The sequence below is a fragment of the Streptomyces coeruleorubidus genome (genome assembly GCF_008705135.1).
Lineage (GTDB): Bacteria > Actinomycetota > Actinomycetes > Streptomycetales > Streptomycetaceae > Streptomyces > Streptomyces coeruleofuscus.
On record NZ_CP023694.1, the window covers coordinates 1,021,114 to 1,045,415 of the forward strand.

General features: G+C 70.6%; 18 protein-coding genes. 11 read left to right on the forward strand and 7 right to left on the reverse strand.

Going from position 1 to position 24,302, the window contains the following annotated elements; genetic code table 11:
• Positions 1-5: 5 nt before the first annotated feature.
• The 6 genes from CP976_RS04705 to CP976_RS04730 all read right to left on the reverse strand — a co-directional run bounded on the left by CP976_RS04705 (position 6) and on the right by CP976_RS04730 (position 8,148).
• A complete protein-coding gene (locus tag CP976_RS04705) occupies positions 6-1,658 on the reverse strand; it encodes an extracellular solute-binding protein (protein WP_150479157.1) in 1,653 nt (550 codons plus the stop codon).
• Between the two features lie 27 nt (positions 1,659-1,685).
• Positions 1,686-2,573, reverse strand: coding sequence for a carbohydrate ABC transporter permease (locus CP976_RS04710; RefSeq protein ID WP_150479158.1), 888 nt, complete (start codon positions 2,571-2,573; stop codon positions 1,686-1,688).
• Positions 2,570-3,424 carry an ABC transporter permease gene (locus tag CP976_RS04715; RefSeq protein WP_150485230.1) on the reverse strand — a complete coding sequence of 285 codons (855 nt, stop codon included), beginning with the start codon at positions 3,422-3,424 and terminating at the stop codon, positions 2,570-2,572. Before CP976_RS04715 ends, CP976_RS04710 begins: the two co-directional genes overlap by 4 nt.
• 242 nt (positions 3,425-3,666) lie before the next feature.
• Positions 3,667-4,938, reverse strand: a complete 1,272-nt coding sequence (gene efeB, locus CP976_RS04720) for an iron uptake transporter deferrochelatase/peroxidase subunit (protein WP_150485231.1) — start codon at positions 4,936-4,938, stop codon at positions 3,667-3,669.
• A 47-nt stretch (positions 4,939-4,985) separates the two neighbouring features.
• On the reverse strand, positions 4,986-7,019 hold the full coding sequence (gene efeU / locus CP976_RS04725) for an iron uptake transporter permease EfeU (protein ID WP_150479159.1): 2,034 nt from the start codon (positions 7,017-7,019) through the stop codon (positions 4,986-4,988).
• Positions 7,020-7,182: 163 nt separating this feature from the next.
• Positions 7,183-8,148: an AraC family transcriptional regulator gene (locus CP976_RS04730; protein ID WP_150479160.1), complete on the reverse strand. Its 966-nt coding sequence runs from the start codon at positions 8,146-8,148 to the stop codon at positions 7,183-7,185.
• A gap of 137 nt (positions 8,149-8,285) precedes the next feature.
• Here CP976_RS04730 and CP976_RS42780 point away from each other — a divergent pair, with 137 nt between their 5' ends.
• The 6 genes from CP976_RS42780 to CP976_RS04755 all read left to right on the forward strand — a co-directional run bounded on the left by CP976_RS42780 (position 8,286) and on the right by CP976_RS04755 (position 15,229).
• A complete protein-coding gene (locus CP976_RS42780) occupies positions 8,286-8,453 on the forward strand; it encodes a hypothetical protein (RefSeq protein ID WP_167537275.1) in 168 nt (55 codons plus the stop codon).
• On the forward strand, positions 8,440-9,879 hold the full coding sequence (locus CP976_RS04735) for an MFS transporter (RefSeq protein ID WP_150479161.1): 1,440 nt from the start codon (positions 8,440-8,442) through the stop codon (positions 9,877-9,879). The genes CP976_RS42780 and CP976_RS04735 overlap by 14 nt, the downstream gene beginning before the upstream one ends.
• Positions 9,880-9,947: 68 nt before the next feature.
• The gene (locus tag CP976_RS04740) at positions 9,948-10,868 is read left to right on the forward strand and encodes an SDR family oxidoreductase (RefSeq protein ID WP_150479162.1); all 921 of its coding nucleotides are present in this window, start codon (positions 9,948-9,950) and stop codon (positions 10,866-10,868) included.
• 101 nt (positions 10,869-10,969) lie between these two features.
• On the forward strand, positions 10,970-12,067 hold the full coding sequence (locus CP976_RS04745; protein ID WP_150479163.1) for a GDSL-type esterase/lipase family protein: 1,098 nt from the start codon (positions 10,970-10,972) through the stop codon (positions 12,065-12,067).
• 123 nt (positions 12,068-12,190) lie between these two features.
• Entirely contained in the window at positions 12,191-13,831 is a 1,641-nt protein-coding gene (locus CP976_RS04750) for a cellulase family glycosylhydrolase (RefSeq protein WP_150479164.1), read from the forward strand.
• A gap of 231 nt (positions 13,832-14,062) precedes the next feature.
• Entirely contained in the window at positions 14,063-15,229 is a 1,167-nt protein-coding gene (locus CP976_RS04755) for an acyltransferase family protein (RefSeq protein ID WP_373304924.1), read from the forward strand.
• Between the two features lie 29 nt (positions 15,230-15,258).
• On the opposite strand, the gene CP976_RS04760 is transcribed toward CP976_RS04755, so the two are convergent.
• The gene (locus CP976_RS04760; RefSeq protein WP_150485233.1) at positions 15,259-17,364 is read right to left on the reverse strand and encodes an alpha-galactosidase; all 2,106 of its coding nucleotides are present in this window, start codon (positions 17,362-17,364) and stop codon (positions 15,259-15,261) included.
• Positions 17,365-17,496: 132 nt separating this feature from the next.
• On the opposite strand from CP976_RS04760, the gene CP976_RS04765 reads away from it, so the two are divergent.
• The 5 genes from CP976_RS04765 (at position 17,497) to CP976_RS04785 (ending at position 24,268) form a co-directional block, all read left to right on the forward strand.
• The gene (locus tag CP976_RS04765) at positions 17,497-18,534 is read left to right on the forward strand and encodes a LacI family DNA-binding transcriptional regulator (RefSeq protein WP_167537276.1); all 1,038 of its coding nucleotides are present in this window, start codon (positions 17,497-17,499) and stop codon (positions 18,532-18,534) included.
• Between the two features lie 86 nt (positions 18,535-18,620).
• Positions 18,621-19,952 carry an ABC transporter substrate-binding protein gene (locus tag CP976_RS04770; RefSeq protein ID WP_150479166.1) on the forward strand — a complete coding sequence of 444 codons (1,332 nt, stop codon included), beginning with the start codon at positions 18,621-18,623 and terminating at the stop codon, positions 19,950-19,952.
• Between the two features lie 2 nt (positions 19,953-19,954).
• Complete coding sequence (locus tag CP976_RS04775) at positions 19,955-20,878, forward strand: carbohydrate ABC transporter permease (RefSeq protein ID WP_086851054.1); 924 nt, start codon at positions 19,955-19,957, stop codon at positions 20,876-20,878.
• Positions 20,875-21,699: a carbohydrate ABC transporter permease gene (locus tag CP976_RS04780; RefSeq protein WP_086851056.1), complete on the forward strand. Its 825-nt coding sequence runs from the start codon at positions 20,875-20,877 to the stop codon at positions 21,697-21,699. Before CP976_RS04775 ends, CP976_RS04780 begins: the two co-directional genes overlap by 4 nt.
• 100 nt (positions 21,700-21,799) lie before the next feature.
• Complete coding sequence (locus CP976_RS04785; RefSeq protein ID WP_150479167.1) at positions 21,800-24,268, forward strand: CBM35 domain-containing protein; 2,469 nt, start codon at positions 21,800-21,802, stop codon at positions 24,266-24,268.
• Positions 24,269-24,302 lie beyond the last annotated feature (34 nt).

Consider the following 24,302-nt stretch of genomic DNA (forward strand, 5'->3'; position numbering starts at 1 on the left):
GCTGTTCAGGTGTTGGCCGCGTAGTCCTTCGCGTATTCCTCGGCCATTCTGTCGCCGCCCCGGCTCCGCCACCTCTTCACGGCCGCGTCCCACTCGGACATCGGCAGCCGTCCGGCGATGATGCCGGTGATGGTGTCGTCCAGGAACGTCTTGAGGGTGGCGCCCTGGGAGTTGTTCGTCGCGGACTGGAGCCCGAAGGAGGCGTCGCGGATGGCGTGCGGTACGACCTTCCGCTGCCAGGAGTGCAGGGCGCGCACGGCGTCGGGCATGCCGGGCACGAACAGCACCTGAGGGCCTTCGGCGAGGTACTTCAGCGGCAGGTTGGTGTTGTTCTCGACCTCGCCGAGCTTGGTGGGTTCGGGCGAGCCGTCCTTGCCGCGGGTGAAGTGGACGCCCTCGACGCCGTAGTGGACGAGTTCCCACTCCTGACTGCCGAAAGGCGCGGCGAGGTAGTCGAGGATGCGCAGCAGCAGCTCGATGCGCTCCTTCTTGGCCTGCTTCAGGACGGTGTAGCCGAAGGAGCGGCGGGCGGCGACGATGCCGCCGGGCTCGCCGCCGACGCTGTACGGCAGGGCCGCGGCGGGGCTCATCTTGCCCTTGGACTCCCGGTACTTGGGCAGGTAGGCGCCGAACCCGTCCTGCATGGAGCCGACGGTGCCGTTGTAGTAGAGGGTCGTCAGGTCGATCTGGGAGATGGACGTGGCGTCGGGGTGGTAGGAGCCGTTCTTGCGCAGCTGGGCCTGGAAGGCGATCGAGGCCTTGTAGCGCTCGTCGGCGGCGGCCGATAGGAAGGTGCCGTCCTTGGTGACGGCCCAGCGCTGGGGGGCGTTGTGGGCGGCGGAGTGGTAGGCGTTGCCGAACAGGGAGCCGTTGGCGGCGCCGAGCATGTACGTCCGGCCGCGGGTGCCCTGCCGTGCCACGGCGGTGAAGTCGTCGGCGGTCCAGCCCTCCTTCATGCCCGCGTCGGCGAACATGTCCTGGTTGATCCAGAGGGTGGAGCCCGGCAGCGGGCGTTCCAGCGGGATGCCGTAGATGCGGCCGCCGATGCGGCCCATGTCGCGCCAGGCGTGGGTGGGGATGCCCGCGAGGTTGGGGTAGTCGGCGACCGCGTTGCCCGACAGGTACGGCGTGAGGTCCTGGGCGCGGCGCTGCACGAACTGCGCCTCACGCGGCAGGGTGAAGCCGGCGAACATGTTGATGATGTCGGGCAGGGCGTCGGCCTCACCCGCCATCACGGTCGCCATCTTCTTCTGGTAGTCGGCCTGGGAGATGATCGTGTACTCGATCTTCACGCCGAGGGCCTTCTCGACGGCTGACCAGAAGCGGTTCTGTGAGGCTGGCTTGGGCGGGGTGCCGAAGGAGACGGTCATGACGCGGACGGTGGAGCCGTCGCCCGGGGTGCGGGAGACGGACTTGACCAGGTCGGACGGGTAGGTGGTGTACCCGGCCTGGACACCGGCGTCGGTGGGGGCCAGGTCGGGCTTGGGCCCGGCGGCGGGCCGGTAGGCGGGCCAGGGGGCGAGCTTCTTGCCCGCGTTGGAGACGTCGCCGTCCCCGGAGTCCGAGGAGGAGCAGGCGGTCAGCAGACCGGGGACGGAGACGGCGGCACCACCGGCGGCCACGGTACGCAGCAGGGTGCGTCGGGACATGCTGGGCATGGGTGAATCACCTCGTGTCGGCTTGGGTCAGCTCTTGATGGCGCCGGTGAGCACGCCCTTGGTGAAGTACTTCTGGAGGAACGGGTAGACGAGCAGGATCGGCACGGTGGCGATCACGAGCACCGCCATCTGCACGCTCTGCGGAGCGGTGACGGTGGCCTCGCCGGTGGTCGCGTCGGTGAGTCCGGCGCCTGACACCACGTAGGTGCGCAGCACCTGCTGGAGCGGCCAGTGGTCGCTCTCCAGGTAGAGCGAGGCGTAGAACCAGGAGTTCCAGTAGGCGACGGCGTAGAACAGGCCGACGACGGCGAGCGCGGCCTTGGACAGCGGCAGCACCACCGACACCAGCACCCGCCAGTCCCCCGCCCCGTCCAGCCGGGCCGCCTCGTACAGCTCCTCGGGGACCGACTGGAAGAAGCCGCGCAGGACGACCAGGTTGAACACGTTGACCAGGACGGGCAGGACGAGCGAGGCGTACGAGTCGAGCAGGCCGAGTTCCTTGACGAGCAGGAAACTCGGGATCATGCCGGGCGGGAAGAGGAACGTGAACAGCACCAGCAGCAGGACGGGCTTGCCGCCGAAGACGCCCGGGCGGGACAGCGCGTAGGCCAGGGTCACCGTGCAGGCGAGGCTGAGCAGGGTGCCGACGATCGTGACGCCCGCGCTGACGCCGAGGGCGTGGGTGACGATGCCGCCGTCAAAGATGTCGCGGTAGGCGTCGAGCGTGGGCTCGCTGGGCCACAGCACCCAGCCGCCGTTGTCGACGACCTCCCGGGTGGACGCCAGCGAGGTCGACACGATCACCAGGAAGGGCACGCACACCAGCAGCACGACGGCGGCCAGGGCGAGGGCCTTCGCGGCCTGGGTGAGCGGCCGGGGCTTCTCCATCCAGCCGGGCCGGGCGGACGCGCTCACTTGTAGACCCCCTGTTCGCCGAGGCGGTGGGCGACCTTGTTGGCCGCGTAGACGAGGAGGGCGCCGACAACACCCTTGAACAGGCCCGCGGCGGCCGCGAATCCGTAGTCGCCGCCGACGATGCCCTGGTAGTAGACGAAGGTGTCGATGACCTCGGCGGTCTCCGGTCCGACCGCGTCGCGTTGCAGCAGCATCTGCTCGAAGCCGACGGAGAGGATGTCGCCGAGCCGCATGATGAGCAGCAGCACGATCACCGGGCGGATGGCGGGCAGAGTGACATGCCAGAAGCGCCGCCAGGGTCCGGCACCGTCGATGGCGGCGGCCTCGTACTGCTGCTCGTCGACCTGGGCGAGCGCGGCGAGGAAGATGATCGTGCCCCAGCCGGCGTCCTTCCAGATGACCTGGGCGACGACGAGCGGCTCGAACGCGTCGGGGTTGCCGATGATGTCGACGGTGTGCAGGCCGACCCCGCTCAGACCGCTGTTGAGCAGGCCGGTGTCCCCCAGCACCTGCTGGAAGAGCGCGACGACGATCACCCACGAGATGAAGTGCGGCAGATACGCCACGGACTGCACGAACCGCCGCACCGTGCTCCAGGTGAGGGAGTGCAGCAGCAGGGCGAGGCCGAGCGGCACGGGGAAGTAGAAGACGAGCTGGAGGACGGAGAGCCAGAGGGTGTTGAGGACCGAGTCCCAGAACGCCGCGTCCTCGAACATGCGCTGGAAGTTGCCCAGGCCCACCCAGGGGCTGCCCCACAGGCCGTCGAACGGCACGTACTCCTTGAACGCGATGACGTTGCCGACGAGTGCGCCGTAGTGGAACAGCAGGAAGTAGGCGACGCCGGGCAGCATGAGCAGGAACAACGTCCGGCTCTGAAAACCTTTACGCTCGCGCTTCACCCCCTCGGGATCGCCCCGACTCGGGTCCACCCCCTTCGTACCTGCTCGTTCCCGTAAGGCAGTTGCCACGGCTCCCCCTCACCTCGGCGTGTCCGGTGAAGGGAAGTTAAAACGTTTACACGACACGGTCAATACTTCTGACACAGACGGGACTTCAGGTCTGGAGACAGGACTTCAAGCCTGGGGACGGGACTTCAAGCCGAGAGCAGTCCCCGGCCGAACCAGTCGGAGGACGAGCGCACGCCGGGCAGGGCGAAGAAGTAGCCGCCGCCGGTCGGGGAGATGTAGTCCACGAGGGGTTCGTCGATCAACCGGGTCTGCGTCGCCTCGAACTGGCGCCGCACGTCCTGCTGGTAGCAGCAGAAGACCAGGCCCATGTCGAGGTTGCCGACGCTGTCGACGCCCCTGTCGTAGTTGTAACCCCGGCGCAGGATGCGGGAGTCGTCGGTCGCCGCGGTGCGGGGGTTCGCGAGGCGGATGTGGGCGTCGAGCGGAATGGCCGTGCCGTGCGGGTCCTTGGCGTAGTTCGGGCTGTCGGACTCCTTGGCGCCGTCCAGCGGCGCGCCGGTGTCCTTGCGGCGGCCGAACATCTGCTCCTGCTCGGTCAGCGAGACCCGGTCCCAGAACTCCACCAGCATCCGGATGATCCGCACGACCTGGTAGCTGCCCCCGGTCGCCCAGCCGGGTTCGCCCTGCCCGTCGCCGACCCACACGAGGTGGTCCATCTCGCGGGCCGACGCGACGTCCGGGTTGACGATGCCGTCCTTGAAGCCCAGCAGGTTGCGCTGGGTACCGCTGGGCCGCGGCACGTTCTGGAAGCCGTCGACACGCCACCGGATCTGCATCGCGCCCCGGGTGTGCTTGGCGATGTCGCGCAGCGCGTGCAGCACGGTGTCCTGCCGGCCCGCGCAGATCTGGAGGGACAGGTCGCCGTGGCACTCGGCGGGGTTGAGGTCGTCGTTGGGGAAGGTGCGCATGGGCGTGAGCCGGCGCGGCTTCGCCTCGGCGAGTCCGTAGCGGTCGTCGAAGAGGGAGGCGCCGACGCCGACGGTCACGGTGAGCGCGTCGGCCGGGACGACCGGGCCGAGGATGCCGTTGTCCGAGGGCGGAGCGCCGACGCCCAGGTCGGCGGGGGTGCCGCCGGCGGTGAGGAAACGGGCCCGCTGGGTCAGGGTCCGCAGCAGGTCGGCCAGTTCCGCGCGGTCGCCGGCGATGACGTCGAAGGAGACGAAGGCGGCGGCCGTCTGCTGGGGGGTGAGGATCCCGGCCTGGTGGGGGCCGTGGAAGGGCACGGCGGCGTTCGTCTCTTCGGCCGCTCGGGCCGCGCCACTGCCGGTCTCGGCGAGCGCCACGCCTCCCCCGGCGAGGACCGCGCCCGCGGCCCCGGCGCCCAGGGCCGTCTTGACGAAGGACCGGCGGCCCGCGTGGGCGGGGCAGCCCGGCGGAGGCGTGTCAGCGGACGGCATGGAGACGTTCCCTTCGGCGTGTTCGTTGTGCTCGTGGCGGCCGGTGCTCACGCGGACTTCCTGATCTCGAGCAGGTCCGGCACGGGCGACAGGTCTTCCAGGAGCTGCCCAGTGGCCCCGTCGATCCGGGCCTTCGCGGTCCGGCCGAGCCGGTCGACGGGAGTCCAGCGGCCGTCGCGGTGCCCGGCGTCGAGCAGCGCCTGGAGTCGCGCGATGTCCGCGTCGACGGTGGGCAGCAGACGCGGGGCCCGCGTGGTGAGCAACGGCCGGAGTACGGTGAGCAGTTCGCGTGTACCGGAGAGGTTGGCGTCGGCCGTGGCCAGTCCGGTGCCGCTGCCCTGGTCGGTGTCGCCGGTCAGCTCGAACTGGAGGGTGTTCTCCAGGATCTCGTGGGCGCGCAGGGGCAGGTCGGAGGCGTCGAAGTCCTGGCGGGGGAAGGCCTTCCGCAACCCGGCCGTGTCGTCGGTGAGTTGACGCGCCAGGCCGTTGAGCTCGCCGGCCGACTGACCGTGCCACAGCCCGTACTCGATCCGCTGGAAGCCGGTGAAGTCCTTGTCGTGAACCCCGCCCGGCAGACCGTCGGGCCGGCAGTTGATCTTCTGGTCGAAGTCCTCGAAGGTGCCGTAGGCGGCGCCGAGGGAGGCGTAGGTGCGGTGCGCGGTCAGCCAGTCGGCGCGCGCCGCGCCCAGGTGCCCGGCGCGGATGTCGCCGCCGAGTTTCCGGGTCTCGGTGACGAGGGTGGCCAGACCCCGGTTCACGTACGCCTTGTACGCCCTCAGCGGCCCGGCGAGATCCTGCTCGGAGACGGGGACGACGGCCCCGGCGCCGGCGGCGCCGCCGACCCGGACCGCCTTGGAGGTGACGGCCTTGCCGTCGCTGGGCACACAGCGCCAGGCGTACGTACCGCCCGCCACGGTGGCGACGAGGTCCCGGGTGGTGCCGGGGGCCAGGCCCTCGATCTCGCCGTAGACCGCGTTGGTGGCCGGGTCGATGAGGTACACCTCGGACGTCTGGTCGCCGGTGTTGCGCATCTGGAAGGTCTGCCGCCCCGGCTCGGGCGCGGTGAAGCCCTGACCGCAGTCCTTCGCGGAGACGGCGACCGTCTCGCCCCCGGCGGGCTCGGGGTGCGCCAGGACGACGACGAGCCCGGCCAGGACGACGGGGACGGCGACCACGGCGACGGGGATGAGCCAGGCGGGGCGGGTGGGGGTGGGGAGGGGCGGCGTGCCCTGAACGGGCAGGGCCGGTGTCGCGCTCGCGACCGGGGCGACTCCCTGCACCCCCCGCACGAACAGCGTCATCACCACCCCGAGATACCCGACGTACCCCACCACCTGAAGCCACGTCATCGTCGGCGTCAGATTGAGCACGCCCTGGAGCAGAGTGCTGTACCAGGACCCGGCGTCGACGCTGCCGCTCAGGTCGACGGCGTAGGCCGCCCCGCCGGGCAGGACCCCGCCCTCCTGGAGGTCGCGCAGCCCGTAACCGAGCACACCCGAGGCGATCACGATGAGGACGGCGCCGGTAGCGGTGAAGAAGCGGGTGAGGTTGATGGAGAGCACCCGGCGGTAGAGCCCCCAGCACAGCACCGCCGACAGAACGAGGCCTGTGCCCGCACCGGTCAGCGGCCCAACCGACTCGTTTGCCGCGCGGGCCGTGGTCCACAGGAACAGGGCGGTCTCCAGGCCCTCGCGCCCCACCGCCAGGAAGGAGGTGAGGACCAGCACTCCGGCGCCCATGGTCAGTGCCTCGGTGACCTTCTCCTTGATCTCTCCCGCCAGGCTGCGGGCCGAGCGGCGCATCCAGAACACCATCGCGGTCACGAAGGCCACGGCCACGATGCTCAGCGCGCCGCCGAAGGCTTCCTGCACGGCGGTGGAAAGGGACGCGGCCGTGAACGTGAGGACCGCGCCGAAGCTCATCGAGAGCGCGATCGCGGCCAGTACGCCGGTCCACACCTGCGGCAGACGGGACTTGGCGTCCGCCCGCACGAGTGTGGCGACCAGCACGGAGACGATGAGGCCGGCTTCCAGCCCTTCCCTCAGTCCGATCAGGAAACTCGGAAACGCGTCGTCCCACATGTGCTGCGGCCCTCCCGGCCCTCCGCCCCGACCACCACGCAAGCGAGTTAGCAAGGCATGCCTTACCGACGCCGACCATCATGACCTCGGCTCTCTGGGCATCTGGTCATGCAAGGCTCATGACATGGCAAAAGCCCAGCGGGAGTGATCCGAAGGAAGCGGCTCAGCCGTCGTCCCGGACCTGCTGTACGAGCCGGGTCCTCGACGCCCGGCGGGAGCGGAAGTCGCCGGGGGTCATGTCGAACTCCTTGCGGAACGCGAGGTGGAATCCGACCTGGCTGCGGTAGCCGATGCGCTGCGCGATCTCCTGCTGCGGCACGGTGGTGTCCGACAGCAGTCGCCTGGCTTCCTGCATGCGGCGCACCGTCAGATGCCGCATGGGCGGCTCGCCCACCAGTTCCCGGAACATCTGCGAGAACGCCGAGCGGGACATGCCGGCCTCACGGGACAGGGACTCCACCGTCCAGGGCTCGGCGTAGGAGCCGTGGATCGCCATCAGCGCCTTGCTGATACCCGGGTGGTGCAGCGCGGTCAGCGCGGTTGACTCCTCCGCCAGTTCCTCCATGGCGATCCGCAGGGAGAGCACGAACACGGTCTCGAAGGCCCGTAACGTCACGAGCCGGGAGCCCGGCGCCGTACGCCCGATCTCGGAGGGCAAGGACTCCAGGGTACGCAGCAGCAGTGGCTCCCCCTCCAGCATGTGCCGCCGCAGGACGATGATCCGGGGCAGGGCGCTGTAGAGCCCCGGCTCGCCGATGGCGCTGTAGTGCAGGCTCGCGCAGAGCATGCGTGTGATGTACGGCGGTGTCCCGACCCTGACGACGCCGGACTCGCCGGGGCGGCAGTGCGGCACCAGGGCGGACAGCGGCGTCGCCTGTACGCCGTACTCGCCGGCGAAGGTGTGGGCGGTGCCGTGCGGAAAGATCGCCAGGTCACCCTCGTGCAGTTCCACCGGTTCGGGGTCGTCGCCGAAGGTAATGACAGAGGAATTCGCGAGCATGTAATGAACGATTGCGCAATTGTCGTCGTGGCCTTTGACTCCCCAGGTTCCACCGGCCTCCCACATGCTGTGGAAGATGCCGGTGAGCCACAGCGGGCGCAGCAGCTCGCTCAGCACATCGTCATGCACGGACGATCCTTAAAGCGATTCGGCTCATGATTAATTGATCGTACCGATCGCTCCCAGAACGATGAGAGGCGAAGCCGGGGCTGTTTGGTCGGCACACGGGGCCGCACTTCTGGGGGACACGTTCCATGATGTTTCTGATGACCGGTGCCGGCATCGGCGGCCTGACCGCCGTCGCCGGCCTGGGTGCCGATCTGGCCAAGTACGCCAACCCGGACCTGCCGGCCGCCTTCACCCAGTCGCGCCTGGACGGGTACCGGCTGGACGAGCTGACGGGCGGTACGGGGAGCTTCGATGGCGGGCGCTGACCGCCGGCGGGCGCTGGCCCTGCTCGCCTGTACCCAGTTCGTCCTGATCCTGGACACCTCGATCATCAACGTGGCGGCGCCGTCCATCGGGGAGAGCCTGGACATCTCGCCCGCCGCGCTGTCCTGGGTGGCCAACGCCTACCTCGTCTCCTTCGGCGGGCTGCTGCTGCTCAGCGGTCGTGCCGCCGATCTGTTGGGGCAGCGCAGGGTGTTCGTGGCCGGTCTGGGTGTACTGGCGGCCGCCTCGCTGCTGGGTGCCCTCTCCGACGGCGCAGCCCTGCTGATCACCGCCCGCGCGGTGCAGGGCGTCGGGGCGGCCATGGCCGCAGCGGCGGCGTTCGCCCTGATTCTCACGCTGTTCGAGGACGGCCCGGAACGGCACCGGGCGCTGGGCGTGTTCGCCGCGATGGCCGGTGCCGGTGGCGCCGCGGGCACGGTGCTCGGCGGCGTGCTCACCAGTTGGCTGGGCTGGGAATCGACCTTCGCTTTGAACGTGGTGGCCGGCATCGCCCTGGTCCTGCCCGTGCCTCGGCTGCTGCCGCCCGGTACGCCCGGCGGGCGCGAGCGCGGCTTCGACCTGCCCGGCGCGGTGGCGGTCACCACCGGCCTGGGGCTGCTGGCTTACGCCGTGGTGAACGCGGGCGAGGCCGGCTGGAGTTCCACGCCGACGCTGGCCACCGGGGCCGCCGCCGTCGTACTGCTCGCCGCGTTCGTCCTGGTCGAACGCGAGGTGGCGCACCCGCTGGTCCCGCTCGCCGTGCTGCGCAGGCCGACGCTGCGGCTGGCCAACATCCTGGCCGCGCTGTGGCAGATGTCGCTGTTCCCGATGTTCTTCCTGGTGAGCCTGTACCTACAGGCGGTTCTCGGGTACGAACCGGTCCTCGGCGGCCTGGCCCTGCTGCCGCTGTGTCTGGTCGTCATCACGGTCGCCTCCACCGCGGACCGGCTGATCGGCCGGTTCGGCCTGCGCGCGGTGATGGGCGCCGGGTTCGTACTGGTGGCCGTCGGCATGGCCTGGCAGTCGCTGCTGTCGGCCGACGGCTCCTTCGTGGCGGACGTCCTGCCGCCGAGTCTCCTGCTGGGCGTCGCGCTGCCGCTGGTGTCCATCACCACGAACGTCGCAGCCACGCTCGACACCCGCGAGGAGGAGGCCGGCCTCGCCTCCGGGCTGGTCAACACGAGCCTGCAGTTCGGCTCGGTCCTCGGTCTCGCCGTCCTGTCCGGTGTGGCCGCCGCACGCACGGACGCCTCCTCCGCGGCGCGCGACGTGGCGCTCACCGACGGCTTCAGCACGGCCTTCCTGGTCGGGGCCGTGCCGGCCCTGGTCGCCCTGCTGCTCACTCTCCGGCTGCGGCTTCCCGCTCCGGACGCCCCCGCACCGCCGGAGGCGAGCACCGCCGCCGAACACCGGCGCGCCGTGCCCTGATCGCGCCCGCCCGCCCGGTCCGGGGACCGCGCGCCCACTGAAACGAACACCACGAAGAAAGGCCCGACATGACACAAGAGCACCGCAAGCGCGTCCTCGTAACCGGAGCCAACGGTTTCCAGGGCGGCGCGGTGGCCCGGCTGCTGGCCGACCAGGGGCACGAGGTCCGCGGCCTGATCCGGGACGAGGCGAAGGCCGCGTCGGTCTCGGCGGCCGGGGTCACGCCGGTGCGCGGCGACCTGGGCAGCGTCGAGGACCTGCGCGCCGCCTTCCGGGGCGTCACGCACGCGGTCGTCGTGATGCCTCTGGAGTACGACCCCGAGACGGTGGCCGGTTACGCCCGGAACTTCGCCGAGGTGGCCTGTGAGGCCGGGGTTCGACGGCTGGTCTACAACGTCAACACCCCCGTGCCCGACGAGACCACGCCGTACGCCGGTTTCGAGACGCGCCGCCTGGCGGAAGAGGTGCTGCGGGCCGGTGAGGTGCCCGTGGTCGTGGTCAGGCCGCCGGTCTACCTGGAGAACCTCTTCAGCCCTTGGAACGGACCCTCGATCGTCAACGACGGCGTCCTCGCCTACCCACTGCCCGCCGAGCAGCGCGTGGCGTGGATGTCGCACGACGACCTCGCGCGTGTGCTGGCCCGGGCCCTGGACGACGACGTGCCGGCCGGGCAGGTGCTGAACGTCGGCGGCGCCGACGTGCTCACCGGTCCGGAGCTGGCGGCCGCGTTCGGGCAGGCCCTGGGCCGTGAGATCCGGTACGTCCCGCTGGAGGTCACACAGTTCGAGCAGGGGCTCGCCCAGCTGCTCGGCCCCGAGGCCGCGGCCGGGGTCGCGGGGATCTACCACTACGCCGGCACGGCCCGGGCGTGCGACCTGCTCGCTCCGTCGCCCGCCGCCGTGGAGAGCGCTCTGGGTGTACGGCTCACGCCGGTGATCGAGTGGGTCAAAGCACAGCCTTGGGAACACTGGGCCCGGTCCGCCGGGTGACCGACCACCGCACGAGTTACCTCCACCCCTCTTGACGCGTCAATGACAACAGTGGCTTGATGCATGGGAGCGCTCCCACCTCGCCCAGGGAAGGGATCACCATGCGCAGAACCCGCCGCTCGTCCTCGCGCTTACGGATCATCCCGGTTCTCGGCCTCTTGGCCGCCCTGCTCCTCCCCCTCGGTCTCACCTTCGCGCCCCGCGCCACGGCCGCACCGGCGGCCGACCCCGTCCGCGTCATGCCGCTCGGCGACTCGATCACCGGCTCGCCGGGCTGCTGGCGTGCGGTGCTCTGGAACCGGCTGCTGAACAGCGGATACACGGACGTCGACTTCGTCGGCACCCTCCCGCCGCAGGGCTGCGGACAGGCGCACGACGGCGACAACGAGGGGCACGGCGGTGAGCTGGTGACCAACGTGGCCGACCAGAACCTGCTGCCGGGCAGGCTCGCGGCCACGCGTCCGGACATCGTTGTCATGCACTTCGGCACGAACGACGTGTGGAGCAGCATCGCCCCGGACCGCATCCTGGCCGCCTACACCAAGCTCGTGACGCAGATGCGGGCCTCGAATCCGGACATGCGGATCCTCGTCGCACAGCTCATCCCCATGAACCCGGGCAGTTGCGCGGCCTGTGCTCAGCGTGTCGTCGACTTCAACGCGCGGATCCCCGACTGGGCCCGGGCCACCGGCACCGAACGCTCCCCGATCACCGTGGTCGACCAGTGGACAGGCTTCAGCACCGTCACGGACACCTACGACGGGGTGCACCCCAACGCCTCCGGTGACGACAAGATCGCCGCCCGCTGGTTCCCGGCCCTCGCGGCGGTCCTCGACGCGGGCGTCCCGCAGAACCCCGACGACCCCGACGCCCCGGCGGCCTGCACGGCCCGCTTCCGAGCCGTCTCCACGTGGCAGGGCGGCTACCAGGGAGAGGTGACCGTGACGAACACGTCCGCCTCCGCCGCCTCGGGCTGGACCGCGACGGTCGTACCGGCTGACGGCGCGCGCATCGGCCAGGTCTGGAACGGAACCCACAGCACGGCCGCGGACGGTACGGCCACCGTCACGAACGCGGCGTGGAACGGGGCGCTGGCGCCCGGCGCGAGTGCCACGTTCGGTTTCGTCGCCACCGCCCCGGCAACGGCCGGCGCCCCGGCGGCGACCGTCACGTGCACGGCGAAGAGTTCCGCCAACTGACACCCGGCCCGGACCAGGAACCAGGACCAGCCGGCCCGGCAGCACACCCACCGCTCTCTCCCCAGGACCGGACGAGACCCGGCACAGGCCCCATCCCATTCCACCCCCACCTCTGGAGCCGCCATGAGACCCCGCACCGCCACCGCCCCCACCCCACGCGTGGCCACCGTCGCCGTCGCCCTCCTCGGGCTCCTGTTCTCCTTCCTCTCGCTCGGCACACCGGCACACGCCGCCCCCACCGGCTTCCGCATCGACAACGGCCGGCTGCTGGAGGCGTCCGGGAACGACTTCGTGATGCGTGGCGTCAACCACGCCCACACCTGGTTCCCGGACCGGATCAGCTCCCTCTCCCACATCAAGGCCAAGGGCGCCAACACCGTCCGGGTGGTCCTCTCCAGCGGTGACCGCTGGACCCGCAACGACACCGCCGACGTGGCGAACGTGGTCGCCCAGTGCAAGCAGAACCGGCTGATCTGTGTGCTGGAGGTGCACGACACCACCGGGTACGGCGAACAGAGCGGAGCCGTCACGCTCTCCCGCGCCGCCGACTACTGGATCAGCGTGCAGAGCGCGCTGACCGGTCAGGAGGACTACGTCATCGTCAACATCGGCAACGAGCCGCACGGCAACACCGGCTACACGGCCTGGACGGCCGACACCAAGGCGGCCATCCAGAAGCTGCGCAACGCCGGGTTCGACCACACGATCATGGTCGACGCGCCCAACTGGGGCCAGGACTGGGCGTTCACCATGCGCGACAACGCCGCCTCGGTCTTCGCCTCCGACCCGGATGCCAACACGATCTTCTCGATCCACATGTACGGCGTCTTCGACACCGCCGCCGAGATCACCGACTATCTGAACCGCTTCGTCACGGCGAAACTCCCCATCGTCGTCGGCGAGTTCGGCCACGACCACTCGGACGGCAACCCCGACGAGGACACCATCCTGGCCGTCGCGCAGCAGCTCCGCCTGGGCTACCTCGGCTGGTCCTGGAGCGGCAACGGCGGCGGCGTCGAGTACCTGGACATGGTCACGAACTTCGATCCGGACCAGCTCACGAGCTGGGGGCAGCGGCTCTTCAACGGCGCGAACGGCATCGCCGCCACCGCCAAGGAGGCCGCGATCTACTCCTCCGGCGGAGGCGACACCACTCCCCCGACCGCTCCCGGCACCCCGACCGCCTCCGGGGTGACCTCCTCGTCCGCCACCCTGACCTGGGCCGCCGCCACCGATGCGACGGGCGTCACCGGTTACGACGTGGTCCGGATCGGTGGCGGCGCCGAGACGGCGGTCACCTCCACAACCAGGACGACCGCCACCCTCACCGGCCTGTCCCCCGCCACCTCCTACACCTTCGCCGTCTACGCCCGTGACGCGGCCGGCAACCGTTCGCCGCGCTCGGCCACGGTGACGCTCACGACGTCCTCCGGCGGCTCGACGGCGGCCTGCGGCGTCGGCTACCGGGTGACGAGCACCTGGCCCGGCGGCTTCCAGGGCGAGATCACCCTGCGCAACACCGGCACGTCGGCGATCAACGGCTGGACGCTGCGCTGGACCTTCCCGGACAGCCAGCGCATCAGCAACCTCTGGGGCGGTACGGCGACGCAGAGCGGTTCCGAGGTCAGCGTCGCGGCCGCCCCGTACACCGCGACGATCCCCGCGGCGGGCTCGGTCACCCTCGGCTTCACGGCCTCCCGGGCGACGGCGAACCCCAGCCCGACGGCGTTCACGCTGAACGGCGCGGCCTGCTCGGTGAGCTGACCGGCCGTGTGCGACGGTGCCGGCGCGCCCGGGAAGGGCCGGACGCGGCGACACCGTCGCCACAGGGGTGATCCGCGAGTGTGATCCGCGCGACATCCACCCCGGAAAGCGGTTTACGTCGCTCCGCATGGGTCAGGCGGCGGAGATGTCGCACCGGCACCCAACCGCCGTAACCCCGGCAAGACGCGTATCCGCCCGCCCCGGTTCCCCGCACCGTGCGCGGGAGGCGCGATGAGTGAGAACACTCTGCGCGAGGACACCCTGCGCATGCGGCCCGTCGCGAGCACCCGCGGCGAGGCCGGGGCGAGTACGTCCCGCGAGGCCGCTGCCCCGCCGAAGCAGGCCGGGCAGCGCGACGCGTTCTTCGACAACGCCAAGTACCTCGCGATCGTGCTGGTGGCGATCGGGCACGCCTGGGAGCCGTTGCGGGACGGCAGCCGCGCGGTCAGCGCGCTCTACATGGTCGTCTACGCCTTCCACATGCCGGCGTTCATCGTCATCTCCGGCTACTTCTCCCGCTCCTTCGACGCGAGCCCGGGGCGGGTCAGGCGCCTGGTCACCGGGCTCGCCGTTCCCTATGTCGTCTTCGAGACGGCGTACACGCTGTTCACGCGATGGACGGACCAGGAGCCCGACCGGCCCGTGAGCCTGCTGGATCCCCTGTATCTGACGTGGTTCCTGGCGGCGCTGTTCATCTGGCGGCTGACCACGCCGGTGTGGCGGCGCGTGCGGTGGCCGCTGCCGGTCGCCCTCGTCATCGCGATGCTGGCGACGCTCTCGTCGTCCGTCGGCAACGACCTCGACCTGCAACGCACCCTTCAGTTCCTGCCGTACTTCGTCCTCGGTCTGCTGCTGAAGCCGGAGCACTTCCGGCTGGTGCGCCGCCGCTCGGCACGTGTGCTGGCCGTGCCGGTCTTCGCCGCCGCGGTCGTGGTGGCCTACTGGGCGGTCCCGCGGATGACCGGTGCCTGGTTCTACCACCGCGACAGCGCCGAGGAACTCGCCGCACCCGCCTGGTACGGGCCCGTGATGACACTGGTGACCTTCGGCTGTTCGCTGGTCTTGGTGGCCTGCTTCCTCGCGTGGGTACCCGGGCGCCGGGCGTGGTTCACGGCACTGGGCGCGGGGACGCTGTACGGCTACCTGCTGCACGGCTTCGTCGCGCAGGGGTCCAAGTTCTGGGGCTGGTACGAGCCGGCGTGGGTCCACCAGCCCGTCGGTGTGGTCGTGGTGACGGCGTTCGCCGCGGTGCTCGTGACCGCGCTGTGCACCCCGCCGGTGCGGCGGCTGTTCCGCTGGGTGATGGAGCCCGAGATGCCGTGGGCGTTCCGCCGGGACGCGCATCAGCAGGCTCGGGAACGGAATGCCGTCCGCGAGGGGAACGCCGTACGCGGGTGACGCCAGGCGCCCCGCCCACACCTCCTGGCCTACCCGCTCTGCGTGAGCCGGATCAGCAGCACACCGGGCGTGCGCGGCACGGACACCGTCAGCCCGTCCCCGTCCCAGACGACCCGGCCCGCCTCCGCGGAGGAAGGGTGCAGGACCTCCGCGCGGACGCTCCGGCCCGCCAGGTGCCGGACGGGGACGCGGAGTTCGGCCGGTCCGCCCCGGCGCCAGACCGACAGGTACGCCGTGCGGTCACCGGGGACCGAGAGTCCCAGGGCCAGCCACTCGTCCGTCCAGCCGGGCAGGCCGAGCGGCCAGAAGGGCAGGGCGCGCGCGAGGTCCCCGCGGATGGACTTGTAGACCGCGACCGCGTCCCGTACGAGGGCCAGTTGGTGTTCCGGCATGCGGTTGAGGTGGCCGGAGAGGTGGATGCGGCCGAGCAGCGCCCCGCCCAGGGTCCACGTCGTCAGGTCGTCGTCGAACTCGGGCTGCGGGTAGGCCCAGACCGCGCCCTGTTCGGGCGGGACGGCGGTGGGCGCGGCGGCGGCGATGGGCGGGTAGCGCAGGGGATCCTGCTGGTCGCTGGTGGACTGGAGCTGGGAGACGGCCAGGGTGGCGCCGTCCATGCGCATGCCGCCCGAGGCGCAGTTCTCCACGACGAGTGAGGGGTGGCGGTCCAGTACGCCGGACAGCCAGTCCAGGTAGGCGTGGGCGTGGCCCAGCAGCCCGGCTCCCGGTGCGAGGTCGCCGGGTGCCTGGGTGCCGGGGTCGACCACGATGTTGTAGTCCAGCTTGAGGTAGCCCACGCCCCAGTCGCCGACGATCCGGTCCACGGTCTTGTCGAGGTGGGCGCGGGCGGCCGGGTGCCGCAGGTCGAGCTGGTGGCGGCCCTGTTCGGTCAGGCGCACGCCGTCGCGCTGGAAGAACGCCATGTCGGGCAGTTCGGCCGCGACGGGGCTGCGCACCCCGACGACCTCCGGCTCCAGCCACAGCCCGGGCACCATCCCGCGCTCCCGGATGCGGTCCAGGACAGCCCGGATGCCGCCGTCGGGGAAGCGGCGCGGCGAGGGCTGCCAGGCGCCGACGCTGTCCCACCAGCCCCGGGTGTCGTCGTCGTACCAGCCCGAGTCGATGCAGAAGTACTCGGCGCCGGCGTCGGCGGCGGCGTCGATCAGCGGCAGGAGCTTGGCCGTGGTCGGGTCGCCCATCAGGGTGTTCATGTAGTCGTTGAAGACGACGGGGAGGGCGGTGTGGTCCGGGTGGGGGCGGCGGATCGCCCGGCGGTAGGAGGTCAGGGCGCCGATCGCCGTGTCGAGGTCGGAGCCGAGTGCTAGAGCTCCGTACACGGTGGTGAACTCCTCGCCCGGGGTGAGCCGGACCCGCCACTGGTGTTCCGCGTCGGTGGGGCCGTTCAGCGCAAGGTAGGTGCCGTGTGCGCGTTCGCCCAGGTCCCAGCGCCAGCCGGCCGGGGACTCGACCTGCCACGCCCAGGCCCGGCCGCCGTCCCGTTCCGTCAGCGCGCCCATGGCCAGATGTCCGTCGGTGGGCCAGCTGCCGCGCCCGGTGAGGGCGAGGGCGGCCCGGCTGTCGTGCTCGTGGACGTCGACGTGGATGTCGGCGACGGCGGCGCGCAACGGTTCGGCGTACCAACGGCACTCGGCGAGCCAGTCGTTGCGGGCCCGGTGGACGTCGAGGGCGTCCGGGGCGGGCAGGCCGCCGAGCAGGAGGCTGCTGACGGACTGGACGACCAGGGGCGCCCGGCCCTCGTTGCGGAGGCGGACTCGGGAGCGCAGGACGGGCAGTCCGGTGGGTGACGTGAGCTCGACGGACGCCGTCAATCCGGTGTCCGCGTCGTGGAGTTCGACGGTCAGCCACTCCCAGCCGTCGCGTCTGTCCGTGCGGTGGGTCCGGTAGGCGAGCCGGGCGCCGAGGGCCGTGCCGGTGAAGCGGGGGCCGGACCAGCCGCTGCCGTGGCCGAGGGCGGTGAGCTCCACGAGCGGGAGCGCGGAGTGGGGGGTGGCGGGGCGATCGTCGTCGGGGTGGGCCAGCCGGACCAGCCGCAGGGTCCCGTCGGCGGCGATCGCGAACCCGGCCCGGAGGGCTTGATGTCCCCAAGTGAACTCGTCCTGCCGCTGGTTGGAGGCCATGTGCGCCGCATCCGCCGTGCCGGTCAAGGTGCTCCCCCTCCTGGCCCCGCCCCGCTTCGGGGAGCGGAGGTCCGCGTGAATCCCTCGTTACGGTCTCTTGACGACCCAAGTGTGACCGGTCACAATCCTCGCATGAATGTGACCGGTCACACAAGGCGCCCGGCGAGCATCAGGGACGTCGCGACCGCCGCGGGGGTCTCGTACCAGACGGTCTCGCGAGTGATCAACGGCCATCCCAGCGTCCGGCCGTCCACCCGGGAGCGGGTGCTCGCCGCCATCGAGGAACTGGGCTTCCGCCGCAACGCGACCGCCCTCGCCCTGGCCAGCGGGCGCAGCCGGGCCGTGACCGTGCTGACCGCGAACACCACCCACTACGGCTACGCCTCGATCCTCCAGGGCATCGAGGAGGCCGCCCGCGCGGCGTCGTACGCGGTCGGGATCGGGGTGCTGGAGTCGGCCGAGGACGCGGCCGTCGCCGCCGAGGTGCAGCGCGCGGCGGACGCGGGCGGCGGGATCGTCGTGATCGCATACGATCCGGCCGGTGTCCGGGCGCTGGAAGCCGTGCCCGCCGGGCTGCCGGTGGTGGGCGTGGTCGAGACCCCCGCGAGCCCGCCCGGCGGCGACCGTCCGTGGGTGTGGGCCGACGACCGGGAGGCCGCCTACCAGGCGACCCGCCACCTGCTCTCCCTCGGCCACGAGACCGTGCACTACGTGGCCATCCCGTCCAGCACCCGCCGCACCAGCGCCCGCACCAGCGGCTGGCGGCAGGCGCTGAAGGAGGCCGGCGCCCCGGAACCCCGCCCCGTGCAGAGCAGTTGGGGGCCGGCGGGCGGGCACGCCGCCGGGCTGAAGCTGGCGAAGGACCAGTCCGTCACCGCGATCCTGTGCGGCAACGACGACCTCGCGCTCGGCGTGCTGCGCGCCCTGCACGAGTCCGGCCGCCCGGTGCCGGGCGAGGTCAGCGTGGCCGGTTTCGACGACGCCCCGCACTCCGCCTTCCTCACCCCGTCCCTGACGACCGTACGCCTGGACTTCACCGGCCTCGGGCGGTCCGCGTTCGCCCTGCTGCACGGCGCGCTGGAGGAGTCCGCGCCGGTCGCCCCGCATCCCGTGTCCGTACCGGAACTGGTGGTGCGGGAGAGCTCGGGGCCGCCGCCCGCCGACGCCTAACCACCGATGCCTGAACAACCCGAACCAGCGCAGCAGTTGTGAGTCCCGCTCTCTGAACCGAACCGCATGCTCCGGAAAGGCACGAGATGAAGAGAAGAGCTCTCCCCGCCCTGGCGCTGATATGCGCCGCCGGCCTGGCCGCCACCGCGTGCAGCGACCCGACCGCCGGGGACTCCGGTTCGGACGGTTCGGACGCCAAGCAGGCGGCGGTGAATCCGACCGCGCGGCTGGATGGCGTGAAGCTGACCATGTGGACCGCGCAGAACACGGTGAACGCGCCGAAGCAGGTCATCGACGCCTTCGAGAAGGCCACCGGCGCCGAGGTCGACACCCAGGCGATCCCGGACCTCTACGAGCAGAACGTGCCGACGAAGCTGGCCTCGGGCGACCGCCCCGACCTGATGTTCTGGCAGCCGTCCATCTCCACGCTGCCGTTCATCCAGCCGAAGCAGAACCTCCTGACCCTCGACGGGGAGCCGTGGGAGGCCAAGCTCGGCGACACCGAGAAGTCCCTCGGCATGATCGACGGCAAGCGGTACGCGGCGATCGTCACCAGCCCCGCCATGCTCGGCGTCTACTACAACAAGGACGTCTTCAAGCAGGCCGGGCTCAGCGAGAAGGACTTCCCCAAGTCCTACGACGAGCTCCTCGCCCTCGGCCGCAAGGTCGTCGACAAGACCGACGCGGCCGCCTTCTACGAGGCAGGCGGCGACAAGTGGCCGCTCCAGTGGCAGATGCAGGTCCAGCTCACCGACCTCGACCGGCAGTGGTGGGCCGACCTGAACGCCGGCAAGAAGAAGTGGACCGACCCGGTCGTCGTCGGCGCGATCAAGAAGTACAAGGAGAAGCTGCTCGACGCCGGGCTCGCCCAGAAGAACTACCGGACGGGCACCTTCACCGGGCAGGCCGACGCGCTGTGGAAGGGCGAGGCCGGCATGGTCCTCAACGTCACCTCCTTCCAGAGCCAGTTGCAGGCCAAATACTCCACCGCCGAGCTCGACAAGAAGATCGGCTGGTTCCCGGTCGCCAACTCCTCGGCAACCGGCCTGTACTCCCCCGACCAGACCAACGGTGTCGTCGCCTTCAAGACCGGTGACGACAAGCGCCAGAACGCGGCCCGGCAGTTCCTCGCCTTCTGGCTCGGCCCGGACTACCCGGACTACATCAAGACGATGAAGATCCCGTCCGTGCAGCCGTCCGTGCCCACCCCCGACGGACTGCCCGAGGCGTCCGAGGCCCAGGTGGCGGCCCTGCCCAAGGCCATCGGCGTCTTCCAGGCCAAGGCGATCGTCGCCCCCGACACCCACCTCTACCTCGCCGACATGATCTTCGGCAAGAAGAGCCCGCAGCAGGTCGCGCAGGCGATCCAGGACCAGTTCGCGCAGGTGGCCAAGGCCCAGGGCGCCCCCGGGTTCTGACCATGGCGGACACGGTCGTACGTACGCGCAAGCAGCCGGCTGCACAAGGCGCACCGAAGGGCGTGGGACGGCTGCCACGCGCCGCCGTGCACCACCCCTGGTGGTTCGCGCTCCCCGCGATCGTCGTCTTCGCGGGCTTCTTCCTGGTGCCCAACCTGCTGAACTTCTACTACCCGTTCACCAACTGGTCCTCGTACCACGCGGACATCGCCTTCACGGGCCTGGACAACTTCCAGACCATCGCCGAGGACGGCTCGCTGCTGCGGGCGATCCGCACGACCCTGGTGTACGCGCTGCTGGCGGCGCTGTTCCAGAACGGCTTCGGGCTCGTGCTGGCGCTGCTGCTGGAGGACGACAGCCGCTTCAACCGGTTCTTCCGTGCCGTCTTCTTCCTGCCGGTGCTGATCTCGGCCCTGGCGACCGGTTACGTCTTCCAGGCGCTGCTCGACCAGGACGGGGCCGTCAACTCCGTCCTGGGCACGGACATCCCGTGGCTGGGCTCGACGACCTGGACGCTGGTGATCGTCACGCTCATCCACGGGTGGAAGTGGATGGGCCTGTCGATGCTCATCTATCTGGCCGGGCTCAAGGGCATCCCCGGCGAGATGCTGGAGGCCGCGAAGTGCGACGGCGCGGGGCCCTGGCGGACCTTCTGGTCGGTGCGCTGGCCGATGCTCGCGCCGGCCGTCACCTTCAACGTCACCACCGCGCTGATCGGTTCGATGAACACCTTCGACATCGTGCAGGCCACGACGGGCGGCGGCCCCGCGGCCTCCACCGAGGTCTTCAACATCTACATGTTCCGGATCTTCGGGCAGGGCCTTTACGCGCAGGCGTCCGCGATGAGCCTCGTCCTGTTCCTGGTGGTGGTCGCCGTGGCGATCCCGCTGGTCGTGGGGCTCCGGCGAAGGGAGCAGCTGCTGTGACCGCGGTGTGGCGGTACGGCCGCCCCTCCCTCGTCGTCCTGCTCGCCGCGCTGGCCGTGGGCGTGCCGCTGTGGCTGGTCGCCGTCACCTCGGCCAAGCCGCAGGCCGAGGCGATCAAGCCGAACCTGGACCTGCCCCGGCAGTGGCAGCCCGCGAGCAACTACGCGGACGCCGTCAGCCAGGGCGAGATGCTGCGCGGTTTCCTCAACTCGCTGCTGGTCGTGGTGCCTTCGGTGGTCCTGGTGCTGATCCTGGGCGCGGGCGCCGCCTGGGTCTTCGCCCGCCGCAAGTCGAAGCTGGTCTCGGCGGCGTACGCGCTGTGCATCAGCGGACTGCTGCTGCCACCCGCCGTCATCACGATCGTGATGGAGCTGCGGCAACTGGGGCTGTCCAACACCCGCCCCGGCATGATCGCCGTCTACACCGGGATGTACCTGTCGACGTCGATCTTCTTCATGACCGGCTTCATCCGCGCCATCCCCATGGAGCTGGAGGAGGCGGCCCGGATGGACGGGGCGAGTCCGTCACGCATCTTCTGGCGGATCGTCCTGCCGCTGCTCCGGCCCGTGATCGCCACCGCGACGATCATGGTGATGCTCTACGCCTGGAGCGACATCTTCTACGCGTTCTTCGTCCTCGGCGGCGGAGACCGGGCGACCCTGCCGCTCAACCTCTACCAGGTCGCCAGCGCCCAGCTCTACCTCAACAACTGGCATCTCGTCTTCGCGTACGTCGTGGTGATGAGCCTGCCCATGGTCGCCGTGTTCCTCGTCGGCCAGCGAAAGATCGTGTCCGGAATCACCAGTGGAGCCGTGAAGTGACTGGAGGTCCAGCAGCGTGATCACCCCCACCCGCACGAGAGCCGGTACGAGGTCCCGTACCAGAACCGCCTTGATGACAGCACTACTTGGAGCAGCCGCCATGGCAGCCACTCTCCCCGCAGCCGGCAACGCGGCAGCGGCAGCCGATCCACAGCGCCTCACCGTCGACCTCAAAGCCTCCGAGGGACCGGTGATGCTCGGCGCCAACGGCTCGCTGTACGGGGTCAGCGACGACGGGGTGCCCAGCGACGCCGCGATGGCGCCCCTGAAGATCACCAGCATCTCGCAGAAGCCGGAGGGCGGCGCGCAGCACCCCAACGGCGACGCGCTCACGGTCTCCAAGTCGTTCTTCCGCAACGGCGGCGGCGAGATCAACGTGATGATGCAGGACATCTACGCCAAGTGGCCGTACGAGGACCTCGGCATCGACGACTACCTCCCCAAGGTTGACAAGATCGCCAAGGAGGTCTCGGCCGACCCGAACAGCGACCGCTTCGTCTACATCCCGTTCAACGAGCCCGACCAGATCTGGTACAAGCTCGACGTCGCCGACCAGGCCCAGTACGAGAAGAACCGCGACAGGTTCTTCAAGGACTGGAAGACGGTGTACCAGCGGATCCGCGCGATCGACCCGGACGCGAGGATCGCCGGACCCAACGAAGCCGCGTACCACACCCGCCTGCTGAAGGACTTCCTCGCCTTCGCCAAGCGCGAGAACGTGCTCCCCCAGGTGATGACCTGGCACGAGCTGGGCTCCGGCTCGCTGCGCGACTTCCAGGCGCACTACGACGACTACCGCAAGCTGGAGCGCGAGGCGGGCATAGTCCCGCTGAAGATCGACATCGACGAGTACGCCAACCGCCGCGACCTGTCCGTGCCCGGGCAGCTCGTGCAGTGGGTGTCCCTGTTCGAGCGCAACAAGGTGTACGCCAACATGGCGTACTGGGACGCGGCCGGCAACCTCAGCGGCCACGTCGTGCGCTCGAACATCCCCAACGGCGGCTGGTGGCTCTTCCGCTGGTACGCGGGCATGACCGGCAACACCGTGAAGGTGACGCCGCCGCAGCCCAACACCATCGACACCCTCCAGGGGCTCGCCTCCCTCGACACCTCCCGCCGCCAGGCGCAGGTCCTGCTCGGCGGCTCCGCGGCCGACTCGGACGTCGTCGTGCGGGGCGTCCCCCGGTCGGTGTTCGGCCGTACGGTCACCGCGACCGTCGCCGAGGCCGCCTGGTCCGGGTACGAGGGGCAGCACGCGGCGCCGCGGGTCCTCGCGCGCACCAAGGTGAAGGTCGCGGACGACGGTTCGGTGACCGTGCCGCTGCGCGGCCTGCACAAGATGTCGGCGTACCGGGTCGTCCTCACGCCCGGCGGCTCCGGCACCCCGTCCGCCGCCTCCGTGCCGTGGTCGGCGTCGTACGAGGCCGAGGACGCGGCGATCACCGACGGCAAGGTCTACACGCAGGGCACGGTCCAGAACGCCAACGGCTACGCGGCGTCCGGCACCAAGGACGTCGGTTCGCTCAACCAGCCCGGCAGCAAGGTCGCCTTCTCGGTGACGGTGCCGAAGGACGGCACGTACGACCTGGCGATCCTGTACGGCAACCAGTCGGGCGGCCCCGCCACGCAGAAGCTGTCGGTCGACGGCGGCGACCCGGTGACGGTCACCTACCCCTCCACCGAGAACTGGACGTACCGCGCCAAGAAGGACGTCAGTGTCCAACTCAAGGCGGGCACACACCAGTTGACCCTGTCGAAGGGCGACGCCGAGGTCACACTGGACCGGATCGACCTGACCACGCGGACGGGCGCGCCCTCCGCGTCCTACGAGGCCACGCTGGCGGACATCAGCGGCAAGCCGTCGTACGACTACACCTCGTCGGCCGGGGTGGGCACGGGCTCCCTGGTGCTGCGCTCCGGTGACAAGGCGGTGTTCGACGTCTACGCCCCACGCGACGGCTACTACACGGTGGTGCCGCGGACCTCGGCGGCCGTGAAGCTCTCGCTGCACGGGGAGACGGTGACGGCCTCGCCCGGCCGCCCGCTGCGGCTCTACCTGGTCGCGGGCAACAACCGGATCGCGATGACGTCGGGCCACTCCGCCGTCCGCTCCCTCGACGTGTCGGGCGACGGCTCGTCCGCCGGCACCCTCTCCTACGAGGGCGCCTCGGCCACGCTCGCCGGCGGGGCCAAGCTCGTCGACTCCCCGCACGCGTCGGCCGGGTCGTACATCGGCTGGCTCGGCAACAGCGCTTCCAGCACCGCCGAGTTCACGGTCGACGCGCCCCGGTCCGGCCGCTACCTGCTGGTCGTCCACTACGCGCACAACGACCGCCGGGACAACGGCCACGCCTACAACACGGACATCATGTCCCGTACGGCGGACGTCACGATCGGGTCCGCGGACCCGGTGAAGGTCACCTTCAAGAACACCTGGAGCTGGGACGACTACTGGACCGTCGGCGTCCCGGTCGATCTGGCGAAGGGCGCGAACAAGGTGACGTTCGGCAACGCGAGCGCCTGGGCGCCGAACATCGACCGGATCGAACTGGGCCGGGTCGTGGGCTGACTCGCGTGGTGAGGTGAGCCCGCTCGCCTCACAG

What these genes read in the sequence shown, in the direction of transcription:
- CP976_RS04705 (WP_150479157.1), bottom strand. Translation starts at nt 1,658, where the DNA reads ATGCCCAGCATGTCCCGACGCACCCTGCTGCGTACCGTGGCCGCCGGT.
- CP976_RS04715 (WP_150485230.1), bottom strand. Translation starts at nt 3,424, where the DNA reads ATGCTGCCCGGCGTCGCCTACTTCCTGCTGTTCCACTACGGCGCACTC.
- efeB (WP_150485231.1), bottom strand. Translation starts at nt 4,938, where the DNA reads ATGCCGTCCGCTGACACGCCTCCGCCGGGCTGCCCCGCCCACGCGGGC.
- efeU (WP_150479159.1), bottom strand. Translation starts at nt 7,019, where the DNA reads ATGTGGGACGACGCGTTTCCGAGTTTCCTGATCGGACTGAGGGAAGGG.
- CP976_RS42780 (WP_167537275.1), top strand. Translation starts at nt 8,286, where the DNA reads ATGACCGGTGCCGGCATCGGCGGCCTGACCGCCGTCGCCGGCCTGGGT.
- CP976_RS04735 (WP_150479161.1), top strand. Translation starts at nt 8,440, where the DNA reads ATGGCGGGCGCTGACCGCCGGCGGGCGCTGGCCCTGCTCGCCTGTACC.
- CP976_RS04740 (WP_150479162.1), top strand. Translation starts at nt 9,948, where the DNA reads ATGACACAAGAGCACCGCAAGCGCGTCCTCGTAACCGGAGCCAACGGT.
- CP976_RS04745 (WP_150479163.1), top strand. Translation starts at nt 10,970, where the DNA reads ATGCGCAGAACCCGCCGCTCGTCCTCGCGCTTACGGATCATCCCGGTT.
- CP976_RS04750 (WP_150479164.1), top strand. Translation starts at nt 12,191, where the DNA reads ATGAGACCCCGCACCGCCACCGCCCCCACCCCACGCGTGGCCACCGTC.
- CP976_RS04755 (WP_373304924.1), top strand. Translation starts at nt 14,063, where the DNA reads ATGAGTGAGAACACTCTGCGCGAGGACACCCTGCGCATGCGGCCCGTC.
- CP976_RS04760 (WP_150485233.1), bottom strand. Translation starts at nt 17,364, where the DNA reads ATGGCCTCCAACCAGCGGCAGGACGAGTTCACTTGGGGACATCAAGCC.
- CP976_RS04765 (WP_167537276.1), top strand. Translation starts at nt 17,497, where the DNA reads ATGAATGTGACCGGTCACACAAGGCGCCCGGCGAGCATCAGGGACGTC.
- CP976_RS04770 (WP_150479166.1), top strand. Translation starts at nt 18,621, where the DNA reads ATGAAGAGAAGAGCTCTCCCCGCCCTGGCGCTGATATGCGCCGCCGGC.
- CP976_RS04775 (WP_086851054.1), top strand. Translation starts at nt 19,955, where the DNA reads ATGGCGGACACGGTCGTACGTACGCGCAAGCAGCCGGCTGCACAAGGC.
- CP976_RS04785 (WP_150479167.1), top strand. Translation starts at nt 21,800, where the DNA reads ATGGCAGCCACTCTCCCCGCAGCCGGCAACGCGGCAGCGGCAGCCGAT.